Below are 15136 nucleotides of genomic sequence, written 5' to 3' on the forward strand. Positions count from 1 at the left end.
CATATCAAGTGGAGGATATCCATGGCAAACGTTCTTGTCTTTGGTCACCAGAACCCCGATAACGACGCCATCATGAGCGCCGTCGTCCTGTCCCAGCTGCTCAACCAGGTTGAGTATGCCGGCAACACCTACGAGGCCTGCGCCCTTGGTCAGCTTCCGGCCGAGTCCGCCAAGCTGCTCGCCGACGCCGGCATCGCCGAGCCCCGCGTGATCGAGTCCGTCGAGGCTGGTCAGCTCGTCGTCCTCACCGACCACAACGAGTCTGCCCAGTCCGTCGCCGGCCTTAAGGACGCCACGGTCTTTGGCGTTGTCGATCATCACCGCATCGGCGACTTCGAGACCGCCGGCCCGCTGCACTACATCTGCCTGCCCTGGGGCTCCAGCTGCACCATCGTCACCAAGCTCGCCGGCGTGCTCGGCGTTGAGCTTTCCGACGTCCAGGCCAAGCTGCTGCTCTCGGCCATGATGACCGACACGCTCATGCTCAAGAGCCCCACCACCACCGATGTCGACCGCGCCGTCGCCGCCAAGCTCGGCGAGCAGGTGGGCGTCGACCCGGTCAAGTTTGGCATGGAGGTTTTCCTCACCCGTCCGTCCGGCTCCTTCACCGCAGCCGAGATGGTCGGCAACGACATCAAGATGTTCGAGCCTGCCGGCAAGAAGCTGCTCATCGGCCAGTACGAGACTGTCGACAAGACTCGCGCACTCGGCATGATCGACGAGATTCGCGAGGCCATGCGCGCCTACGCCGCCGAGAAGGGTGCCGACGGCATCGTCCTGTGCATCACTGACATCATGGAGGAGGGCTCGCAGGTCCTGCTCGAGGGCGAGACCGAGGCTGCTCAGAAGGGCCTGGGCATTGCCGACGAGCACGACGGCGTCTGGATGCCGGGCGTCCTCTCCCGTAAGAAGCAGGTCGCTGCTCCCATCATGGCCGCCTGCTAGGTTTAGTTGACCAAACGCCACGACCGGATCGCGGAAGCCCCGCGCTCCGGTCGTTTTTTGTGCACGGCGCCGCGTCGTCTCTTGGATAGGCGCGCCCGTGCCGTTGAGCAAATAATGTTCAACCTGTGGTTCCGCTTTTCGGCCACGCCTGCGTGCCTGTCGTGCAGGGTAGGCTAGATGCAAGCGTAATACGTTAGAGCGCGGCACCGCCACTTGGGCGGGCCGTGCTTTTTTAAGACGGGAGCTTTCCCGTGAAAGGAGCCGCCCATGGCAGCACCCGAGCAGCTGTTTAACGTTCGTGAGCGCAAGCGTTTTGAGCGCCACGACATTTGGGAGCGCATCACCGAGAACGGCACGATTTCCGCCGCCGTCATGGTCTTCGCCGCCATCGCCGCCGTCATTTGCGCCAACACCGATGCCTACGAGGCCATCCATCACTTTTTGGAGACCCCGCTGTATGTGGGTCTGGGCAACCTTACGGCCGGTCTCACCGTTGAGCTTTTCGTCAACGACTTCCTCATGGCGATCTTCTTTTTGTTGGTGGGCATTGAGCTTAAGTACGAGATGACGGTCGGCGAGCTCAAGAACCCGCGCCAGGCTATGCTTCCCATGCTGGCGGCCGTGGGCGGCGTCGTCGTTCCCGCCTGCATCTATCTGATCTTTAACCATGCCGGCGCGCACAACGGCTGGGCCATTCCCATGGCAACCGATATTGCCTTTGCGCTGGGCGTGCTGTCGCTTTTGGGCAACCGCGTGCCCAACGGCGTGCGCGTGTTCTTCTCGACGCTCGCCATCGCCGACGACCTCATCTCCATCGCCGCCATCGCCATCTTCTACGGTCAGAGCCCCAATCCGTTTTGGTTGGGCGCCGCCGCGCTTGTGACCTGTGCGCTCGTGTGGCTCAACAAGACGCAGCATTACCGCCTTGCCCCGTATTCGGTACTGGGCCTGCTGTTGTGGTTCTGCATGTTCAAGAGCGGCGTGCACGCTACGCTTGCTGGCGTCATCCTGGCCTTCACCATCCCGGCCAAGTGCGGTGTTAAGCTTGATAGCCTCACCGATTGGCTGGGCGAGTGCTTGCCGCTGCTCGATGACCGCTACGACGACGAGGCGCACATCCTGGGCCAGCATGACTTTACCGTCTCGACCACCAAAGTCGAGCGCGTCATGCACCGCGTGACCCCGCCGCTCATCCGCATGGAGCGCCTGATCTCCACGCCGGTCAACTTTGTGATCCTGCCGATCTTCGCGTTCGTCAACGCACAGGTTCGCCTGGTGGGCGTGGACATGAGCACGCTACTCACCGACCCGGTGACGCTCGGCGTGTACTTTGGCATGCTGCTGGGCAAGCCGATCGGCATCTTTGGCATGACGTTCGCCCTGGTCAAGCTCAAGGCCTGCGAGCTGCCGCACAATGTCAACTGGCATATGATTGCCGGCGTGGGCATTCTGGGCGGTATCGGCTTTACCATGTCGATTCTCATCAGCGGCCTCGCCTTCCCGACGGCCCAGTTTGAGGTTCTGGCTGCCAAGGCCGCCATCCTTGCCGGTTCGGTCACCGCTGCCGTGCTCGGCATGATCTACATGAGTGTGATCTGCAAGCACCCCGCGCCCAAGAACGAGTAGGCGCGTAGAAACAGACGCCAGAGCCTGCTCGAGCGCGTGTAAAACGCGGTTTTGAGTGCTACTTGCCACCTGCCGGACACCCCAGTGGCCAAAAAACGCCGTTTGTGAGTACTGTCACAAACGGCGTTTCATTTTAGGCGCGAAAAATAATGTACAAATCTATTCTGTCTGTGCATTAACGATTGCGTGGCTGGACGAAAAATGTTGATGCATCCTTCCAAAACCGGACACAAAAGGCCAAGACTGGCCTTTTTAATTCAAAATCGCTGTTACTAAAAAAGTAACAGTACTCATATTTGCTATTTTTTGACCACAGGCCCCAATGACTAGGTTTATTCCACGGTGCCGTAGATGGCGCCCCAGCCGTGGGCGGCCAAGGCGGAGTTGAGCTGGTCGCAAAGTGACTGGCGGTCGTAATAGCCGGGCGGTAGCAGGTTGACGATTTCCATGAGATCGGGCGCCAGGTCCAAGATTTCGGCCTGTACGATCAGATCCAGGCGGTCGATGGCGTGACGGTCGTAAAATAGTCCGTCGACCAGGCGCTGCAGGTCGCCGAATTCCTCGGCCTGGAACGATCCGTACTCCATAGTGCCTCCTTGGGCGCTTCACGCCGGCATGCGCGGCGATTCGTAATTCATTGCGATGGACTTAATCTATCACGGCTTCATAACGTTGCGACGGTGGCGGTCTATACTTAGAAGAATTGCAACGTACCGCTTCGTGAAAGGTCGCACCCATGCAGACGATCTACCAGAAGATGGAAACCACCGAACTCGATGCCGCCATCGAGGCGCTCAAGGCCGAGGTCGCCGAGGTCAAGGCCAAGGGCCTGGCGCTCGACATGGCCCGCGGCAAGCCGTCGCCCTCCCAGGTGGACATCTCTCGACCCATGCTCGATATCCTCAATGCCGATGCCGATCTGCACGACGGCAATGTCGACTGCTCCAACTACGGCTGCTTTGAGGGCATTCCCTCGGCACGCAAGCTGGCGGGGGAGTTCCTGGGTTGCCCCGCCGAGCAGACGCTCGTGCTGGGTTCGTCGAGCTTGCTGATCGAGCACGATATCGCCGGTATGTTCTGGCGTTGCGGCTCGTGTGGTAGCGATCCTTGGGAGGCTTACGAGGCAGCGCACGACGGCAAGAAGGTCAAGTTCCTGTGCCCGGTTCCCGGCTACGATCGCCACTTTGGCATTACCGCCGACTTGGGTATCGAGAACGTTCCCGTCGCGATGACCGACAACGGCCCCGATATGGACGAGATCGAGCGCCTCGTTGCCGCCGACGATTCCATCAAGGGCATCTGGTGCGTGCCCAAGTATTCCAACCCCACGGGTATCACCTTTAGCGAGGACACCGTGCGCCGCCTGGTCGAGATGCACGCGGCCGCGCCCGATTTCCGCATCTTCTGGGACAACGCCTACTGCGTGCACGACCTGTACGACGAGACCGACGAGCTCGCCAACATCTTTGATCTTGCCCGCGCGGCGGGCACCGAGGACCGCGTGGTGGCATTCGCCTCGACGTCCAAGATCACCTTCCCGGGTGCCGGTATCGGCTTTATCGGTGCGAGCCCCGCGGTTATCGCGGAGTTCTCCAAGCGCCTGAAGGCCGGCCTCATCAGTGCCGACAAGCTCAACCAGCTGCGTCACGTGCGCTTCCTTCCTACCATCGAGGCGGTCAAGGAGCACATGAAAAAGCATGCCGAGTTCCTGCGCCCGCGCTTTGAGGCTGTCGAGCGCAAGCTCACCGAGGGCTTGGGCGACACGGGCTGCGCCACCTGGACGCACCCCCGCGGCGGCTACTTTGTAAGCTTCGATGGTCCCGAGGGCTCGGCTCAAAAGGTCGCCGCGCTTTGCGCAGACCTGGGCGTTAAGCTCACGCCGGCCGGTGCCACCTGGCCCTATGGCAAGGATCCGCGCGACACCAACATCCGCATCGCGCCGAGCTATCCCACGGTCGAGGACCTGGAGGCCGCGCTCGATGTGCTGGTGCTGGCCGTCAAGCTCGTCGCTGCCGAGCTTGCGCGTTCCGAGCGCGCCTAACGCGCGGCTTCCCGTACTATCCGCACTTTCGATACGTAAAGGAGCGTATACATGGATTTGGGTATTTCCACCAACCCCACGCCAGAGCTCTACACCATTAAGGTAACCGGCGAGATCGATATCTCTAACGCCGATAGCCTGCGCAATGCCATCGACCTGGCGCTCGAGCAGCCCACTGAGGCCGTTGAGCTCGATTTTGCCCAGGTGAGCTACATCGATTCGACGGGCATTGGCGTGCTCGTGGGCGCCGCGCACCACGCGGTCGACCACGGCAAGCGCTTTAGCTGCACCAATGTGCAGCCCCCGGTGATGCGCGTGGTCCAGCTGTTGGGTGTCGACCAGGAGATTTCGATCACCGCTGCATAATCTTTGCCCCCAAAAGGGCGTGCCGTTTGGCATATGTTTGTGATGCGCTCGGACGTTTTGGCGTCCGGGCGCTATACTTGACCGAATGAATAGACGAGTTCCGGCCGAATGGCGCGGTGCGGGCTCGACTCACATCGAGCCTTGGAGGTATGTGTGTTTGGTATTGGAGAGGGTGAGCTCGCGATCATCGTGGTCTTCGGCTTTTTGCTGTTTGGCCCGGATAAGCTCCCACAGATGGGCCGCACGATCGGCCGTGCTATCCGTCAGTTCCGCGAGACGCAGGAAAAAATGACGGCTGTTGTTCAGTCCGAGATCATCGATCCGGTAAGCGAGGCCGCGTCGGCCCCGGTCAAGCCCAAGAAGGCTGCTGTCGATGACGATTCCGATGCGGACGAGGATGCTGCCGAGACGGCAGCGCCCGCCAAGAAGGAGACCTTTGCCGAGCGTCGTGCCCGCCTTGCTGCCGAGAAGGCCGCGAGCGAGGGTGCCGCCGAGGGCGAGGGTGCTGCTGAGGAGTCCGAGGCCGAGGGCGCCGAGCCTGCCGCTGCCGCCGAGCCTGTCGTCGAGCCCGAGCCTGCTGCAGAGCCGGAGCCCGAGCCCGAGCCGGCAGAGCCCACGACGGCTGACCTCTACGCCCGTCGTCCCCGCAAGCGCAAGGCCGTCGTCGACCAGCTCGCTCGCGAGCTCGAGGCCGAGGACGACGCCGCTGCCGCCGATGCCCCGAAGGGAGGCGATGAGTAATGCCTATCGGACCTGCGCGCATGCCGCTCTTCGATCACCTGGGAGAGCTCCGTCGCCGCCTGACCATCGTGGTCGTCTCGGTGTTTGCCGCAGCTATCGTGCTGTATTTCGCCACGCCTGTTGTGCTCGACATCCTGAAAGATCCCATCCGCTCCTTTGTGCCGGATGGTAAGTTCTACATCACCACCACGCTCGGCGGCTTTGGCTTGCGCTTCTCGCTGGCCATCAAGATGGCCATGGTCATGTGCACGCCCATGATCATCTGGCAGATTCTGGCATTTTTCCTGCCGGCGCTTCGCCCCAACGAGCGCAAGTGGGTCGTGCCCACGGTGCTCGCCTCGACGGTGTTGTTCTTCCTGGGCGCCATCTTCTGCTACTTCATCATTATCCCGGCAGGCTTTGAGTGGCTCATCGGCGAGACCTCGGCCGTCGCCACGGCGTGGCCCGATCTGGAGAACTATGTCAACATGGAGCTGCTCTTTATGATCGGCTTTGGTGTGGCGTTTGAGCTTCCGCTCATCATCTTCTACCTGTCTGTCTTTCACATTGTGTCCTATGCGGCCTTCCGCAGCGCCTGGCGCTACGTGTACGTGGGCCTGCTCGTGGGTTCGGCTGTGATTACGCCCGACGGTTCGCCCGTCACGCTGGGCCTTATGTACGGCGCCCTGCTCTCGCTCTACGAGATCTCGCTTGCCATCGCCCGCGTGGTCATTACCGCGCGCGAGGGCAAGAAGGGCCTGTTCGTGAGCCGTCTGGACCTGTTCTCGGATGACGAGGACGACGAGGAGTAAATCGGTATGCATGAGGTTGGCATTGTCAACGGCATACTCGATACAGTGATTCGCGCGGCGCGTGGGGCAGGGGCTTCGCGCGCCGTTTTGGTAACGCTGCGTATCGGGGATATGACCGAAGTTGTGCGCGAGGCGCTCGACTTTGCGTGGGAGACGTTTCGCGACGAGGATCCGCTCACGCAAGGCTGCGAGCTCGCTGTAGAAGAGATTCATCCGCAAAGCGAGTGTCTGGACTGCGGCGAGGTTTTCGAGCACGATCGCTTCCATTGCCGCTGTCCCCAATGTGGCGGCGCCAACGTGCGTCTGCTGCACGGCCGCGAGCTCGACATCGCAAGTATCGAAATCGAAACCCCCGACGATTAGCCCGCTAGCCATCTGGTGATGGGGTATAAAGGGGCCAAAGTAAGGAGTGCCGAGTATGGCCGAGAAAACGATTGATATCGCATCGCCGATTTTGTCGCGCAACGAACGCCTGGCAGATCAGCTGCGTCAGCGATTTAAAGAGACGAATACCTTTGTGATCAACGTGCTGTCGAGCCCGGGCTCGGGTAAGACCACCACGATCTTGGGTACCAATGAGCGCCTGCGTGACAAGGCGGACTTACGTTGCGCCGTCATCGAGGGCGATATCGCCTCGGACGTCGACGCCATCACCATGAAGGAAGCTGGCATGCCCGCCATTCAGATCAATACGGGCGGCCTGTGCCACCTCGAGGGCAACATGATCATGGAGGCCGTTGACGCGTTCGATCAGGCCGTCGGGCTCGAAAACATCGATGTCATCTTTATCGAAAACGTGGGCAACTTGGTCTGCCCGGTCGACTTTGACCTGGGCGAGAACCTATCCATCATGATTCTTTCGGTGCCTGAGGGCGACGACAAACCTATCAAGTACCCGGGTATTTTCCAGCACGCCGGCGCGCAGCTGCTCAACAAGGTCGATGTGGCCCCGGCTTTCGATTTTGACATGGATAGGTATACTAAGACACTCGATGACCTCAATCCGCAGGCGCCGCGGTTTGCCGTGAGTGCACGCAAGGGCGAGGGCATGGATGCCTGGTGCGATTGGCTCATCGGGCAGATCGAGCAAGCAAGGGCGTAAATCGGCCGCCATACGGGCGGGCGTAGCCGCAGAGACACGAGATAGGAGCCTCTTTTGAAGCTCATCATCGCCGAGAAAAACGACGCTGCGCGTCAGATCGCCGAGCGTCTGTCCACGGGTAAACCCAAAAAGGATAAGGTGTACAACACCGCCATCTACCGTTTTGAGTGGAAGGGCGAGGAGTGCGTGACCATCGGCCTGGCCGGTCACATCCTTGCGCCCGATTTTTGCGACAGCGTGCTGTTCGATAAAAAGCTGGGCTGGTATTCGGTTACTGAGGACGGCGAGATGCTGCCGGCCGACATGCCCGATGGCCTGGCTCGTCCGCCCTACGACACCAAGCGTAAGCCGTTCCTTGCCGACGGTATCTCCATCAAGGGCTGGAAGCTCGAGAGCCTGCCTTATCTCACCTGGGCGCCCGTCATTAAGCTGCCGGCCGAGAAGGAGCTCATTCGTTCGCTCAAGAACCTCGCTAAAAAGTCCGACAGCGTCATCATCGCCACGGACTTCGACCGCGAGGGCGAGCTGATCGGTTCGGACGCCCTCAACAAGGTGCGCGAGGTGGCGCCCGACTTGCCGGTTGCCCGCGCCCAGTATTCTTCGTTTACCAAGGCCGAGATCACGCAGGCCTTCGATAACCTTGTCTCGCTCGACCAGAATCTGGCCGACGCCGGCGAGAGCCGCCAGCACATCGACCTCATTTGGGGTGCGGTGCTCACGCGCTACCTGACGCTCGCCAAGTTTGGCGGCTTTGGCAACGTGCGTTCCGCCGGCCGCGTGCAGACCCCGACGCTTGCCCTGGTGGTCGAGCGCGAGCGCGAGCGCATGGCGTTTGTGCCCGAGGACTATTGGCAGATCCGCGGCATGGGCGCCGCGCAGGGTGCTGCCGAGGACGACCGCTTTAAGATTGCGCACAAGACGGCACGCTTTACCGACAAGGATGCTGCCGAGACGGCATACGGCCATGTCGACGGCGTTACGACGGCAACCGTCGCCGCGGTGACCAAGCGCTCACGCAAGCAGCAGCCACCCACGCCGTTTGCGACCACCTCGCTGCAGGCTGCCGCCGCAGCCGAGGGCATCTCGCCTGCGCGTACCATGCGCATCGCCGAGTCCCTCTACATGGCGGGCCTCATCAGCTACCCGCGTGTCGACAACACCGTGTACCCCGCGACGCTCGATCTGGGCGCCGTGGTGAGTGACCTGGCAAAGATTAACCCGGCGCTGGCGCCCGTGTGCAAAAAGGTGCTCGCCGGCCCCATGAAGCCCACGCGCGGCAAGGTCGAGACCACCGACCACCCGCCTATCTATCCCACGGGCGAGGGCGATCCGTCCACGCTCGACGGCGGCCAGCGCAAGCTCTACGACCTCATCGCCCGTCGCTTCCTGGCGACGCTTATGGGGCCCGCGACCATCGAGAACACCAAGCTCGAGCTCGATGTGAACGGCGAGCCGTTTGTGGCTTCGGGCGACGTGCTCGTGACCCCGGGCTTCCGCGAGGCATACCCGTACGGACTCAAGCGCGACGAGCAGATGCCGCCGCTGGAGCAGGGCGATACGGTCGACGTGTTCGACATTAAGCTCGAAGCCAAGCAGACCGAGCCGCCCGCGCGCTACAGCCAGGGCAAGCTCGTGCAGGAGATGGAGAAGCGCGGCCTGGGTACCAAGTCCACGCGCGCGAGCATCATCGAGCGGCTGTATGCCGTGCGCTATCTCAAAAATGATCCCGTGGAGCCGAGCCAGCTGGGCATCGCCATCATCGACGCGCTGACGCAGTTTGCCCCGCGCATCACGAGCCCCGATATGACCAGCGAGCTCGATGGCGATATGACCCGTGTGGAGCGCGGCGAGGATACCGAAGAGCATGTCGTGACGCACTCGCGCGCGCTGCTGGCCGGCGTGCTCGACGAGCTGCTCAAGCACACGCAGGAGCTGGGCGACGCCATCAGCGACGCCGTCACGGCCGATGCGCGCGTGGGTGCCTGCCCCAAGTGCGGCAAGGACCTGGTTATGAAGACGAGCGCCAAGACCCGCGGCAGCTTTATCGGCTGCATGGGCTGGCCCGACTGCGACGTGACCTATCCGGTGCCAAGCGGCGTCAAGGTAAGCCCGCTCGAGGGCGAGGCGGCTGTGTGCCCCGAGTGCGGCGCGCCGCGCATTAAGTGCCAGCCGTTCCGCCAGAAGGCCTTCGAGATTTGCGTGAACCCCACGTGCCCCACCAACTACGAGCCCGATCTTAAGGTGGGCGAGTGCAAGGTGTGCGCCGAGGCAGGACGCCATGGCGATCTGATCGCGCACAAGAGCGAGAAGAGCGGCAAGCGCTTTATCCGCTGCACTAACTATGACGATTGCGGCGTGAGCTATCCGCTGCCGGCGCGTGGTAAGCTCGAGGCGACGGGCGAGACCTGCCCCGAGTGCGGCGCCCCCATCGTGGTGGTCAACACGGCGCGCGGTCCGTGGCGTATCTGCGTCAACATGGACTGCCCGACCAAGGAGAAGAAGCCCGCCCGCGGCCGCAAGACCACGACCAAGGCGAGCACGGCGAAGAAGACCACGGCGGGAAAGAAGACCACGGCTAAGAAAGCAACTGCCGCCAAGAAGACGACCGCGAAGAAGTCGACTACCAAAAAGACCGCTGCCGACAAGTAGCCGCACGGTCGAAGCATCACCTAAAACAAAAACGAGCGAGGACCTCAAAATCCTCGCTCGTTTTTTATCCGGCAGTTAGGGACGTTCCTTTTCTGCCGGCAGTTTAGGAACGTCCCTAACTGCCGGCTCGGGAACGACAAAGCGCTAGTTCACTTCGACGGGTTTGGCGCCGGGGTAGCGCTCCTCAAAGTCTAGGCGGTACTTATTGTCATTGGTGCCCGCCACGTTGTCGCGCGACAGCGGCGCCACGATCTCATTCTTGTGATCCGCAGGCTTGGTGTATTTCAGGCTGATCTCCCAGGCATCACAGATTGCGTCAATGCGGTGATCCAGGTCATCGTACAGGGCGATGATGTCCTTCCAGGAGCTGTAGTTCTTAGAGCTCGTCGGGACGTCCAGGTCCTCGACGATGTCGTAATACTGCTCGATGGTGTCCTCCGTGCGCTCGGCGACGTCGGCGAGATTTTGACGGGTGGTTCGATCCTCTTCCAGATAGCTGCCGTTGAAGTTCTGCGCGCAGCCACGGACGTAGTTGTCGAGGTCTTCGAGCAAGTCGTAGTATTCGCTCAGACGACGGTAGAGGTTCTGCTCGGAGAGCGTTGCTTCGCCGCCATCCTCGTCGTCATCGTCGTCATCGTCGTACAGGCTGTTGGGATCGCCGAGAGGCTTTAGGTCATCTTCGTCGACGTCATGGTGCAGCTTAGCTACCTCGGCAGTCGTCTGCGTGGCGGCGTTGTCGAAAGGCTTGATCACAAAGAAAACGACCAGGGCGATGATGATTGCCACCAGCACAACGATAACGGCGATAAGCGGCCCGGTGCCGCTCTTTTTGGGGGCGGGGGTCTGTGGCGAAGCGGGCGCGTATGCGGGAGCCGGCTCCTGTTGGGACGAGCCGCTCGCGACGGGTATGCGCTGCGTGGTCTCGACGGCCGCGGGGCCTGCGGCGGGGTCGGGGCGATAGGCGAGGGGGTCGTCCGCCTTGGCTTGCGGCGTATCGAGGGAACCGGTCTGCTCGAAAGCGGGCTGGCTATCGCTCGCGGCTGTTTGCTCAACGGGTGCACCGCACGAGGTGCAGAACTTGGCATTATCTGCAAGAAGCTTGCCGCACGAGGCGCAATACCGAGACATTGCCACTCCTTTCGCCACATTTCAATGCAATACGACGATTATACCCAGCGCCCAAAAATCCCCATCATAAGTTGCGGTGAAATAGGGACTGTTTGGCGGTCTCAGAGCTTCAATCAGTCCCTATTTCACCGCAACTTCGGGGATGCCTCGATGGCTAGGTTGGATTTGGGACGCGCCGAGCACTGGGGTATCATGGCTTGGTTGATATATCTGCATTTACGCGCCTTGTAGGAAGGGGCTGCGCCCATGGCTTTTGAGCCCGCTCAACATAGCTTTATCACGCTCGAGGGCGTCGATGGCGCCGGCAAGTCCACGCAGGCGCGCCTGCTTGCCCGCGCGCTCGAACTCGCTGGCTACCAGGTTGTGAGCCTGCGCGAGCCGGGCGGTACCGCCATCAGCGAAAAGATCCGTGCTCTGCTGCTCGACCCCGCCAATACGGCGATGGGCGACACCTGCGAGTTGTTGCTCTACGAGGCCGCGCGCGCCCAGTTGGTGCACGAGGTCATCGCGCCTGCCCTTGCTGCCGGCAAGGTGGTCCTGTGCGACCGCTTCTACGATTCCACAACTTGCTATCAGGCGTTTGCCGATGGCCTCGATCGCCAGATAGTACGCGATGCCAACAACCTGGCCGTCGCGGGGACGCACCCGGCGCTCACGCTCGTCTATCACATCACGCCCGAGCAGGCGGCGCTGCGCATGGCAGCCCGTGGCGCGGCAGATCGCATGGAGGCTAAGGGCATGGCCTTCCAAGAGCGTGTCTACCAGGGATTTTGCGCCATCGCCGCCGAGGAACCAAACCGCGTAAAGCTCATCGACGCGACCGCGTCCATCGAGGACGTCTTCGCGCGGACGGTCGAGCAGGTTCGCGTCTACGGCCTCGACATTTCCCAGGACGCCGTCACCGCCGCGCTTGCCCAGGAGGCCGAGTAACATGGCCCCCGCTCAGACAAGCCTGCTGGCCAAGCTTGACACCCAAGAGCGCGTGCGCGACTTTTTGACCAATGCCGTCGCCAGCGGCCGCGCATCGCACGCCTATCTGTTTTTAGGCGCTCCCGGCGCCGGCAAACTCGATGCCGCATGGGCGCTCGCCCAAGCTTTCCTGTGCGAGCAGGACGGCTGCGGCGCATGCGACAGTTGCGTGCGCGTTGCTCGGCACACGCATCCCGACGTGCACTATTACACGCCCGAGAGCGCCACGGGCTACCTCATTGCCCAGACCCGCGAGCTGCTCGATGACGTGCCGCTGGCGCCCATCCGCGCCAAGGCCAAGGTCTACATCATCGACCGTGCCGAGCAGCTGCGCGCCAACACCGCCAACGCACTGCTCAAGACACTCGAGGAGCCGCCCGAGGGCGTTATGTTCATCTTGCTGGGCACCTCGGCAGACGTGATGCTGCCCACCATCGTGAGCCGCTGCCAGTGCGTGCCGTTTCGCCTGGTGTCGCCCGCCGTGGCCGCGCGTGCCGTGAGTCGCGCGACGGGTCAGGACCTCGCGCGTTGCCGCATGGCGGTCGCCGTGGCGGGAAGCCCCACACGCGGCATCGAGTTCCTTAAGAGCGCCGAGCGCCAGGATGCTCGCCGCCAGATGGTCCGCGCCATCGACTCGCTCATTGCCGCCGACGAGGCCGACGTACTCAGTCGCGCCAAGTCGCTCATCGTCGCCGTTAAGGCGCCGCTCGCCGAGGTCAAGTCCACACAGGAAAAGGTGCTCGAGCAAAACGCCGACTACCTGTCGCGTGGAGCATTGAAGCAGCTTGAGGACCGCAACAAGCGCGAACTCAACGCGCGCGAGCGTTCGGGTATCATGGAAGCGTTGGCGAGCGCACGGACGCTCATGCGCGACGTGCTGCTGACACTTCAGGACGAGGCGGCCGACGTAGTGAACGAAGACGTGCGCGACACAATCGGTCGGCTTGCCGCCGCGACCAATGTTGCGGGTGCCACCCGGGCGCTCGAGGCAGTCGCGACCGCCGAGCGCAACATCGCCAGAAACGTTACTCCCCAGCTGGCCATCGAGGTCATGCTGTTCGATATCAGGAAGGCACTGAAATGCCGTTAGTCGTACCCGTTAAGTTTACCTACGCCTCGCGCGACCTGTGGTTCGACCCGCAGGATCTGGATATCCTCGAGGCCGATTATGCCATTTGCTCCACCGAGCGCGGAACCGAGATCGGCCTGGTCACGGCCGATCCCTTCGAGGTGCCGCAGGACGAGATCGGCCAGCCGCTCAAGCCCGTGCTGCGCGTTGCAAGCGACATCGACCTGCAGCTTGCCGACGACCTGGCCATCCAGGGCGACGAGGCGATGGTCGATTTCCGCCGTCTCGTCAAAGAGCTCGACCTCGAGATGAAGCCGGTCGGCGTCGAGTACCTGTTTGGCGGCGAGAAGGCCGTGTTCTACTTTGCGGCCGAGGAGCGCGTCGATTTTCGCCAGCTCGTCAAAGACCTGTCCTCGACGCTGCACATTCGCGTCGATATGCGCCAGATTGGCGTGCGCGACGAGACCCGTCTGGTGGGCGGCTATGCCCAATGCGGACAGGAGCTCTGCTGCACGCGCTTTGGCGGACAGTTTGAGCCCGTTTCGATCCGCATGGCAAAAGAGCAGGACCTGCCGCTCAACTCGTCCAAGATCAGCGGCGTTTGCGGCCGCCTGATGTGCTGCCTGCGTTATGAGTTCGAGGCGTACAAGGACTTTAAGAGCCGTGCGCCCAAAAAGAAGACGCTCATCGATACGCCGCTCGGCAAGGCGCGTATCCAGGAATATGACACGCCGCGTGAGCAGCTGGTGCTGCGCCTGGAGAACGGCAAAGTCTTTAAGGTCAACCTGGCTGATATGACGTGCTCGGAGGGCTGCAAAAAGAAGGCTGCCGAGCAGGGCTGCAACTGCCGCCCCGACTGCGTGACGCGCGACGTGCTCGAGCGCATCGAATCGCCCGAGATGCGCCTGGCGCTCATGGAACTCGATCGCGAGAACGGCGTCGACGTGGGCGATGGCCTGTCGAGTGCCGACCGTCTGGCCGGCACGTCGATGCCCAAGCGCCGTCGTCGCGATGCCGAATCCGATGCTCGCGCCGGCCAGGGCCAGGGCGAGGGTCGTGGCCGCGGAAAGGGCCGCGGCAAGGTCGAGGCGCCCGAGGCCGAGGGGGCGGCCGATGGCCGTCGCCGCCGCAAGCGCACGGCGTCCGTCGACAATGGCGAGACCGCGGGCAAGAACGCTTCCCGCGAGCGCGAGGCTCAGCAGCCCCAGCAGCAAAACCGCGGCGGTGGCATGAACCCCACGCGCCGTCGTCGCCGTCACCTGTCGAGCGAGGAGCGCGAGGACGCCTTCCGCGCCGCAGCCGCTCGCGAAGCCGGTGCCGCTTCCAAGGGCGCCTCGGCCTCCGATGCGCCTGCCGACAAGGCTGGCAAGCCGCGCGGCGAGGAGGAGCGCGCGCCGCGCCCGCGTCGTCGCCATTCCTCGGGCACGCAGCAGAAGCCCTCGGTTCCTTCTGTGGCCGATCAGGTTTCGGACGGTGAAGTCAAGGTCACGCGCCGTCGCCCTGGAGACGGCGGAGGAGCTGCCGCCAAGGCTTCGCGCGGCGGTACTCGCGACGAGCGCGAACCGCGTGAGGATCGCGGTGGCGAGGGCTCGACCGACCAGGGTCAAAAGCGTCGCCGTCGCCGTCGCTCCCGCAAGCCGCGCCAGGACGGTGGTGAAGGCTCGACTCACACCTCGTCCGCACCGCAACCGCCTGCCGGCGAATAACGT

At 62.6% G+C, this 15136-nt stretch carries 14 protein-coding genes; 12 read left to right on the forward strand and 2 right to left on the reverse strand.

Going from position 1 to position 15136, the window contains the following annotated elements:
- Nucleotides 1-21: 21 nt before the first annotated feature.
- A complete protein-coding gene (locus tag AAAV44_RS06990; protein WP_118226883.1) occupies nt 22-945 on the forward strand; it encodes a manganese-dependent inorganic pyrophosphatase in 924 nt (307 codons plus the stop codon).
- Between the two features lie 267 nt (nt 946-1212).
- Nucleotides 1213-2571 (forward strand): Na+/H+ antiporter NhaA, encoded by a 1359-nt coding sequence (nhaA, locus tag AAAV44_RS06995; RefSeq protein ID WP_195543913.1) that lies wholly within the window; start codon nt 1213-1215, stop codon nt 2569-2571.
- 332 nt (nt 2572-2903) lie between these two features.
- Here the strand turns inward: nhaA and AAAV44_RS07000 are convergent, their stop codons facing one another.
- Nucleotides 2904-3158, reverse strand: a complete 255-nt coding sequence (locus tag AAAV44_RS07000) for a hypothetical protein (protein WP_055285533.1) — start codon at nt 3156-3158, stop codon at nt 2904-2906.
- Between the two features lie 149 nt (nt 3159-3307).
- Here AAAV44_RS07000 and AAAV44_RS07005 point away from each other — a divergent pair, with 149 nt between their 5' ends.
- The 7 genes from AAAV44_RS07005 to AAAV44_RS07035 all read left to right on the forward strand — a co-directional run bounded on the left by AAAV44_RS07005 (nt 3308) and on the right by AAAV44_RS07035 (nt 10261).
- Entirely contained in the window at nt 3308-4612 is a 1305-nt protein-coding gene (locus tag AAAV44_RS07005; protein WP_349115153.1) for an aminotransferase class I/II-fold pyridoxal phosphate-dependent enzyme, read from the forward strand.
- Between the two features lie 51 nt (nt 4613-4663).
- The gene (locus AAAV44_RS07010) at nt 4664-4978 is read left to right on the forward strand and encodes an STAS domain-containing protein (RefSeq protein ID WP_035137695.1); all 315 of its coding nucleotides are present in this window, start codon (nt 4664-4666) and stop codon (nt 4976-4978) included.
- Between the two features lie 153 nt (nt 4979-5131).
- Nucleotides 5132-5719 (forward strand): twin-arginine translocase TatA/TatE family subunit, encoded by a 588-nt coding sequence (locus AAAV44_RS07015; protein WP_349115155.1) that lies wholly within the window; start codon nt 5132-5134, stop codon nt 5717-5719.
- The gene (gene tatC / locus AAAV44_RS07020; protein WP_349115157.1) at nt 5719-6510 is read left to right on the forward strand and encodes a twin-arginine translocase subunit TatC; all 792 of its coding nucleotides are present in this window, start codon (nt 5719-5721) and stop codon (nt 6508-6510) included. The genes AAAV44_RS07015 and tatC overlap by 1 nt, the downstream gene beginning before the upstream one ends.
- A 6-nt stretch (nt 6511-6516) precedes the next feature.
- Nucleotides 6517-6873 carry a hydrogenase maturation nickel metallochaperone HypA gene (hypA, locus tag AAAV44_RS07025; protein ID WP_349115159.1) on the forward strand — a complete coding sequence of 119 codons (357 nt, stop codon included), beginning with the start codon at nt 6517-6519 and terminating at the stop codon, nt 6871-6873.
- Between the two features lie 55 nt (nt 6874-6928).
- Nucleotides 6929-7612: a hydrogenase nickel incorporation protein HypB gene (gene hypB / locus AAAV44_RS07030; RefSeq protein ID WP_349115160.1), complete on the forward strand. Its 684-nt coding sequence runs from the start codon at nt 6929-6931 to the stop codon at nt 7610-7612.
- Nucleotides 7613-7666: 54 nt separating this feature from the next.
- Nucleotides 7667-10261: a DNA topoisomerase I gene (locus AAAV44_RS07035; RefSeq protein ID WP_349115161.1), complete on the forward strand. Its 2595-nt coding sequence runs from the start codon at nt 7667-7669 to the stop codon at nt 10259-10261.
- 144 nt (nt 10262-10405) lie between these two features.
- Here AAAV44_RS07035 and AAAV44_RS07040 read toward each other — a convergent pair whose 3' ends face one another.
- The gene (locus AAAV44_RS07040) at nt 10406-11389 is read right to left on the reverse strand and encodes a zinc ribbon domain-containing protein (protein WP_349115162.1); all 984 of its coding nucleotides are present in this window, start codon (nt 11387-11389) and stop codon (nt 10406-10408) included.
- 246 nt (nt 11390-11635) lie between these two features.
- On the opposite strand from AAAV44_RS07040, the gene tmk reads away from it, so the two are divergent.
- Genes tmk through ricT form a run of 3 tightly spaced genes read left to right on the forward strand, consistent with a single transcriptional unit; the run spans nt 11636 to nt 15133 of the window.
- On the forward strand, nt 11636-12319 hold the full coding sequence (gene tmk, locus AAAV44_RS07045; RefSeq protein WP_349115163.1) for a dTMP kinase: 684 nt from the start codon (nt 11636-11638) through the stop codon (nt 12317-12319).
- 1 nt (nt 12320) lies between these two features.
- Nucleotides 12321-13448, forward strand: a complete 1128-nt coding sequence (locus AAAV44_RS07050; RefSeq protein WP_349115164.1) for a DNA polymerase III subunit — start codon at nt 12321-12323, stop codon at nt 13446-13448.
- A complete protein-coding gene (gene ricT / locus AAAV44_RS07055) occupies nt 13439-15133 on the forward strand; it encodes a regulatory iron-sulfur-containing complex subunit RicT (protein WP_349115165.1) in 1695 nt (564 codons plus the stop codon). Before AAAV44_RS07050 ends, ricT begins: the two co-directional genes overlap by 10 nt.
- The last annotated feature ends 3 nt before the right edge of the window (nt 15134-15136 follow it).

It is taken from the genome of Collinsella sp. CLA-AP-H1, from assembly GCF_040092945.1.
GTDB lineage: Bacteria > Actinomycetota > Coriobacteriia > Coriobacteriales > Coriobacteriaceae > Collinsella.

Coding starts and splice junctions, on each gene's coding strand:
- AAAV44_RS07005 (WP_349115153.1), top strand. CDS start 3,308: ATGCAGACGATCTACCAGAAGATGGAAACCACCGAACTCGATGCCGCC.
- AAAV44_RS07040 (WP_349115162.1), bottom strand. CDS start 11,389: ATGTCTCGGTATTGCGCCTCGTGCGGCAAGCTTCTTGCAGATAATGCC.
- AAAV44_RS07000 (WP_055285533.1), bottom strand. CDS start 3,158: ATGGAGTACGGATCGTTCCAGGCCGAGGAATTCGGCGACCTGCAGCGC.
- tatC (WP_349115157.1), top strand. CDS start 5,719: ATGCCTATCGGACCTGCGCGCATGCCGCTCTTCGATCACCTGGGAGAG.
- hypA (WP_349115159.1), top strand. CDS start 6,517: ATGCATGAGGTTGGCATTGTCAACGGCATACTCGATACAGTGATTCGC.
- nhaA (WP_195543913.1), top strand. CDS start 1,213: ATGGCAGCACCCGAGCAGCTGTTTAACGTTCGTGAGCGCAAGCGTTTT.
- hypB (WP_349115160.1), top strand. CDS start 6,929: ATGGCCGAGAAAACGATTGATATCGCATCGCCGATTTTGTCGCGCAAC.
- tmk (WP_349115163.1), top strand. CDS start 11,636: ATGGCTTTTGAGCCCGCTCAACATAGCTTTATCACGCTCGAGGGCGTC.
- AAAV44_RS07050 (WP_349115164.1), top strand. CDS start 12,321: ATGGCCCCCGCTCAGACAAGCCTGCTGGCCAAGCTTGACACCCAAGAG.
- ricT (WP_349115165.1), top strand. CDS start 13,439: ATGCCGTTAGTCGTACCCGTTAAGTTTACCTACGCCTCGCGCGACCTG.
- AAAV44_RS06990 (WP_118226883.1), top strand. CDS start 22: ATGGCAAACGTTCTTGTCTTTGGTCACCAGAACCCCGATAACGACGCC.
- AAAV44_RS07010 (WP_035137695.1), top strand. CDS start 4,664: ATGGATTTGGGTATTTCCACCAACCCCACGCCAGAGCTCTACACCATT.